The organism is Microbacterium sp. Bi128 (genome assembly GCF_918698205.1).
In genome coordinates, this window is the sequence record NZ_CAKKMM010000240.1 from 1 (window position 1) to 6,046 (window position 6,046).

Annotated in this window: 5 protein-coding genes and 1 tRNA gene; 2 read left to right on the forward strand and 4 right to left on the reverse strand. The window is 72.3% G+C overall.

The window, feature by feature from the left end; all coding sequences use genetic code 11:
* Nucleotides 1-39: 39 nt before the first annotated feature.
* A tRNA-Ser gene (locus LQV45_RS15860) sits at nt 40-131 on the forward strand.
* Between the two features lie 223 nt (nt 132-354).
* On the opposite strand, the gene LQV45_RS15865 is transcribed toward LQV45_RS15860, so the two are convergent.
* The 4 genes from LQV45_RS15865 to LQV45_RS15880 form a co-directional block, all read right to left on the reverse strand.
* Complete coding sequence (locus LQV45_RS15865) at nt 355-528, reverse strand: hypothetical protein (RefSeq protein ID WP_230007868.1); 174 nt, start codon at nt 526-528, stop codon at nt 355-357.
* A 234-nt stretch (nt 529-762) separates the two neighbouring features.
* The gene (locus LQV45_RS15870) at nt 763-3,069 is read right to left on the reverse strand and encodes a DUF3488 and transglutaminase-like domain-containing protein (RefSeq protein ID WP_230007869.1); all 2,307 of its coding nucleotides are present in this window, start codon (nt 3,067-3,069) and stop codon (nt 763-765) included.
* Nucleotides 3,056-4,300 carry a DUF58 domain-containing protein gene (locus LQV45_RS15875; RefSeq protein ID WP_230007870.1) on the reverse strand — a complete coding sequence of 415 codons (1,245 nt, stop codon included), beginning with the start codon at nt 4,298-4,300 and terminating at the stop codon, nt 3,056-3,058. Before LQV45_RS15875 ends, LQV45_RS15870 begins: the two co-directional genes overlap by 14 nt.
* Nucleotides 4,301-4,307: 7 nt before the next feature.
* Nucleotides 4,308-5,354 (reverse strand): MoxR family ATPase, encoded by a 1,047-nt coding sequence (locus tag LQV45_RS15880; protein ID WP_230007871.1) that lies wholly within the window; start codon nt 5,352-5,354, stop codon nt 4,308-4,310.
* A gap of 165 nt (nt 5,355-5,519) precedes the next feature.
* On the opposite strand from LQV45_RS15880, the gene LQV45_RS15885 reads away from it, so the two are divergent.
* The coding region (locus LQV45_RS15885) for an ROK family protein (RefSeq protein ID WP_230007872.1) at nt 5,520-6,046 on the forward strand (527 nt) is incomplete at its 3' end.

Below are 6,046 nucleotides of genomic sequence, written 5' to 3' on the forward strand. Positions count from 1 at the left end.
CGCCAGAGGCGCCGCTTCCGCCGTGTAAGATTGTCTGTTGGAAGTGTGTCCGAGCGGCCTAAGGAGCATGGCTGGAATCCATGTAGGCGGGGTAACTCGCCTCGCAGGTTCAAATCCTGTCACTTCCGCCAAGTCGAGAACCCCGTCCACGCGAAAGCCTGGGTGGGGTTCTCGCGTTCGTGCCGTTCTGATGAGTCTGGAAGCTCAGCAGGGCGGGCCGGCGTGTCAGCGATCTCCGGCTATGCCTCGTTCGGTCGGATCGACAAACGCTCGATTTCGTCGGCTGACCAGTTCTCGTGCGGCTCCAGGTCCGGCACGGTAACAACATCGTCGAACAGATACGGGTCGACAACCTCAGGAGAGGCCATACCGGGTGCGGACCCGATCGACGAGCTCGGTCGAATCGATCTTTCCCGCAACGTAGGCGTCTGCGTCCGTCAGGGTCGCGCTGCTGATGCGTAGCCCTTCGATCTCGGCGCTGTGGACTGCCGCTTCGACGTGCTTCGCCCGCACTTCGGTGGTCTTCATCTCAGCTCCCGTCCGCTCCTTTCAGCCTACGGGCCATGGTGGACTGCTCGGCAGAGCCGCAGGCGCTTGCCGTTTGATCAGCGGCTCCTCGCGAGCCAGTCCAATAGCCATTGCGTGACTTCCCTGATAGACGATCCTCACCCCGACGGGTGGGGCTCATCGTCGCTTCGAGAGCCCCTCTCGCAACCCATCGAGAACGAGGTGCTTCGCTCACGAGGGGCGAGAACGGGCGCCTCAGCCGACGGACTCGGGCACCTCGACCACCGGGGCACCCGATCGCCGCGCGAGCGAGCGGGGGAGGACGACGGCCACGAGGCGACGCGCCGGTGTCGCCTTCGCGCGGAGCCCCGTCCGCACGCGTGCGACGGCGTCGGCCAGGGCGGGACCCCGGTCCGGGTCGACCGTCTGCTCGGCGTAGATCGCGTGTTCGAGGGCGTCCCGCAGCAGCCGTACGTCGTCCGCGCCCACCCCGTGCGCGTCGACGAGACGCGCGGCGAACGCGCGCGGCGACTCCGCGTCGGGCGAGGGGATGCCGAGATCCACCGCATCCGCCCGGATTTCCGTCCACGCCGCGGCCGCGTCACCGCCGAGGATGAGCCGCGCCCGCGAACGGCGTCGACCGGCGCGGACGACGGCGGGCGCCGCGACGAGGAGGAGCAGCACCACGCCGGCGACGGTGAGCAGCACGCCGACGGGGCTCTGCCCGTTGACCGCGCCGGCCCCGGAGGCGGCGGATCCCGAGCCGTCCTGGTCGCCGAGCTGTGGAGCCGGGGCGCGAGTGGCGCCGGGGGTCGCGGCATCCTGCTGCTCGGGGGTGTCCGCCGGGTTCGTCGACCCGCCGGTCGTGCTGGAGGCGAAGTTCGTGGGGACGCCGAGGCTGTTGGTCGGTTCGAAGGGCACCCAGCCGATGCCTCGGAAGTAGACCTCGGGCCACGCGTGCAGCTGGCGGGAGGTGACGGTGAACTCCGTCTGGCCCTGCTCGACGCTGCCCACCCGTGTCCCGGGCAGGTAGCCCACGACGATGCGCGAGGGCATGTCGAGCGTGCGGGCCATGACGGCGAACGCCGAGGCGAAGTGGACGCAGTAGCCGGTGCGTTCCTGCAGGAAGCGGGCCACGGCATCCATACCCGCCCCGTCGAACCCCGCCTCCACGGGCGCGTCGAGCGAGTAGAGGAATTCGCTGCTGCGGAACCAGGACTGTAGCGCGACGAGCGCGTCGTAGGGCGACTGTGCGCCCGCCGTGACCGAGCGTGCCGTGTCGCCGATGATCGCCGGCACATCCGGCGGAAGGGAGCGCACGGCGTCGGGCAGTTCGTCGCTCCCGACGGGCCGCGAGCGGATCTGCTCGAGCGTCGGTCGCGGCACGACCGCCTCGGCCTGGTACTTCTGATCGCGCGAGGATCCCGCACGCGACACGATCGTGCGGTTGTCGGGAAGGCCGAGCCACTCGCCCTCCAGCCCGGTCACCGTCGAGGCGGGATAGGGAATGGGCAGCCAGGGGCTGTCGAGCTCGCCGACGGTGATCGTCGTGGTCCAGTCGGCCAGGGTGACGTCGCCGTCCACCTGCACCGGATCGAACACGGGCCCGTCGCCGGGGACCGTGACGGTGTCTCCCGTGTCCGGCTCCCATACGGTCCCGTCGAACCGCGACAGCGTGACCGCCCGCAGGTACGGCGGTGTCGGTGCCGTCGTGGTGAACGACAACACGTCGACCTCTCTCGGTTGGCGCAGGTCGCTTCCCAGCTCGAGGTTGGGATTGATCGTCGTCCCGAACCCGGCACCGCTCCCCGAGGCGAAGCGCAGTCCGGGCTGGGGGAGGAGGGGCACGGCCACGACCGTCACGACCACGGCGACGGCCGCGATCCCGATCGCCGTGGACGAAGCCCCCCACACGCGCGGTCCGAGAAGGCGGCCGGAGGACCCGACCGCGCGCGTGCGCGAGCGGGTGTCCATGCGGAGCAGGAAGAGCACGGCGGCGGCCAGCGCGAGCACCGCGGGCACGTTGACGTCGGCGGGGATGGCGATGGTCGGGATGAGCGACACGGCCACCAGACCGACACCGGCCAGGAGCGGCATCCGTGCCGTGAGGACGACATGGTCCAGGACGATCGCCAGACCCGCGATCGCGCTCACGAGGACGAAGGACAATCCCGTGCCCGGGACGACCGGCGCGACCCCGAGGCGGATCTCCTCGGATGCCGCGGCGAACAGCCCCGGAACCGAGGCGATCGTGGCGGGGGTGGGGATGACGCCGAGCAGGGCCGTGGAGCGACCGAACATCGCGGTGAGCAGGACCACCGCGACCACGACCTCCAGGACGGTCGCCGTGATGGCGGGAAGGGCGAAGAAACGCATCGCCAGCCCGGAAGCGAGCACTGCGGCCGCCGCGGTGAGCGCGCCCGCCGTCCAGGTGCCCGGCGCGATCACGGAGAACACCGGGAGTAGTGCGGCGACGATCCCCGCGAAGACGCCGAGCGACAGCAGCGCCGTGTCCCGGAAGCGGCGTGCCGGGCGCAGCATCGGCGCGTCAGCCCGCGACACCGACGGCCTCCGATCGCGTCGTTTCGTCCCACGCCCGGGCGACGTCGCCGCCGGGGGGCAGCGCGGTCGCGTGCCAGCCCGCCGACCTCGCCGCCTCGAGATCAGCGGTGTCGGACACCGAGATCAGCACGGGCAGGGCCGAGCGCTGAGCCCCGGAGCGCAGGGCGAGGACGTCATCGAGCTGCAGCCGACCGGTGATCACGACGAGGGGGCCGAGCATCGCGGCCGCCGAGGCGGGGAGGACACGTCGCGTCGATGCGTCGGCGCGCGCGCGGAGGGTCGCGAAGGATGCCGCGACAGCCCGGGCCTCGGCATCCTCCCCGCCTTCGACGGGCTCGGCGAGCAGCTCGCCATCGCTGTCGACCACGTCGACGGTGTAGCCCTCGTGCACGAGGCGTGCCACCGCCGAGACGCACGCCGAGACCGCCGTCTCGAACGCCGGATCGCCGCCCGGCGCGTCGGCGGCTCTCGGGGACCAGCGGGAGAGCGCGCGGTCGAGCACGACCGTCGCCGCGGGGCTGGACTCCTGCTCCTCCTGCCGGACCATGAGCGTGTCGCGGTGCGCGGTCGCGCGCCAGTGGATGCGGCGCATCGAGTCGCCCGGAGCGTAAGGGCGGGCGACGAGGTTGTCGGCGCCCTGGCCCAGCTGCAGCGCAGCACTCTGGCGCGTTCCTCCGGCCTCGCCCGGCGTCTGGGGGAGTGCGCCGAGCTCGACGATCGTCGGTGCGACGGTGACGGGGGTGGCGAGACCGACGCGGAAGCGCCGGCGGATCAGGCCGAACGGATCGGTCGTGGACACCCGCAGGGGGCCGAGGGTGTACGTCCCGCGCACCACCCCGATCGCCTCGTACCGCACGCGGACCGGGGATCCCGCTCGCCTCAGGGTCGACGCGGTGGCGGGGAAGGCGCCCTCGGCCCGGCCGTCCAGGCCCGCGGGTACCGCGTCCGACCATCTCCCCGGGAGCGTGGGGAGGGGAGTACGCACCCGTACGGACACCTGCACCTCGGCGATGCCGCCCACCTCGGCCACCTCGGGCGACACCGTCCGCACGACGTCGCCGGTGGCGCGGACGACGAGCGTGCTGACAGCGGCGCACACGACGAGCACCAGCATGAGCACCCCGAAGTACATCAACTCGGGGATCGCGGCGCGCTGAGCCACGACGAGGGCGATCACCGCGAGGGCCAGCGCCCCCGTGCCGCGCAACGTCAGCGGCCAGCGGTCCTTCACGGTGTGCTCACGCGCGCTGGGCCAGCGGCACCCGCACGCTCGCGGCGATCCGCTCGAGGGCGTCGGCGACCACCACGGCCCCCGCGCGTCCGCCCGCCGCCGAGCGGTTCGCGATGAGGCGGTGGGCGAAGACGGGCGCGAGCAGAGCGGTGAGGTCGTCGGGGATGACGTAGGCCCGCCCGTCCAGGGCCGCGCGCACCTTGGCCGCGCGCACGAGCTGCAGGGTGGCGCGCGGGCTCGCGCCGAGCCGGATGTCGGGGTGGCTGCGGGTGGCCTGCGCGAGGGCGACGGCGTAGTCCTCGAGCGCGGGGGCCACGTGCACGCCGCGCGCCCAGGCGATCATCGCGGTCACCTGACGCGCGGTGACGACCGGGACGAGGGCGTCGAGCGGGTTCACCGTGTCGCGCTGGCGCAGCATCAGCGCTTCGGCGGCGGGGTCGGGGTATCCCATCGAGATACGCAGCAGGAAGCGGTCGCGCTGCGCCTCGGGGAGGGCGTACGTGCCCTCCATCTCGAACGGGTTCTGCGTCGCGACGACGAGGAACGGCGAGGGCAGCACGTGGGTGCGTCCGTCGACCGTGACCTGCCGCTCCTCCATCGCCTCGAGCAGCGACGACTGCGTCTTGGGTGAGGAGCGGTTGATCTCGTCGGCGATGACGATGTGCGCGAACACCGCGCCGGGGGTGAACTCGAATTGGCGCTGCACCGGATTGAACACCGACACACCCGTGATGTCGCCGGGCAGGAGGTCGGGAGTGAACTGGATACGGCGCACGTCGGCGTCGACCGTGGCGGCGAGAGCGCGAGCCAGGACCGTCTTGCCCACGCCGGGCACGTCCTCGATGAGCAGGTGGCCTTCGGCGAGCAGCGCGATGAGGGCGCTACGCACGGCGTCGGGCTTGCCGTCGATGACCCGGGAGATGGATGCCACGATGTCGTGCGTCAGTCGAGCGAAAGACCCACTGGTCAGGGGTTCGTCGATCCCCGCCCGACCGGGCTCGGTGGCGGGCCGACGCGAGCGCGTGGTCGTCCCGGGCAAGACCGTCTCGTCCATGGCATCCCTCGTGTCGCGGTGCGGCCCACGAGCATCACGGCCGCCGTGACCTGATCGTAACCTGCGGCGGCGGGGCGGGGGCCGGATCCCGGCACCTGCTCAGGCACGGGGACGGGCCCGTCGGCCCTAGGATCGGGCATCGTCGCCCGACCCGAGGAGAACGCCATGATTTCACCCGCTGCCGTGCTGGCCGTCGACATCGGCGGCACGAAGGTGGATGCCGCCGTCGTCACGTCCGACGGCACCGTGCTGCGTGCGAGTGTCGCCCGACGCGAGACCGGCCGCGGGAACGACCGTGCGACGATCGCGGCGAACATCCGCGCCGCCGCGGAGGAAGCCCTCGCCGCCGTCCCGGAGGTGCGCGTCGGGGCGATCGGGGTCGGCAGCGCCGGGCCGGTCGATCTGCCGAGCCGGTCGGTCTCGCCGCTGAACCTCCCGCAGGCGGCGGGGCTCACGGTCGACGAGGTGCTCGGCGGTCTCGTCGACGGACCGCTCACGCTCGCCCTCGACGGCACGTGCATCGCCCTGGCGGAGCACTGGCGCGGTGCCCTCGTCGGCTGCGACAACGCGATGGCGATCGTCGTGTCCACCGGCGTCGGCGGCGGCTTCGTCCTCGGCGGGCGCCCGATCACCGGGGCCAGCGGGAACGCCGGACACCTCGGCCAGACCTTCGTGCGCACCGTCGGCGACGA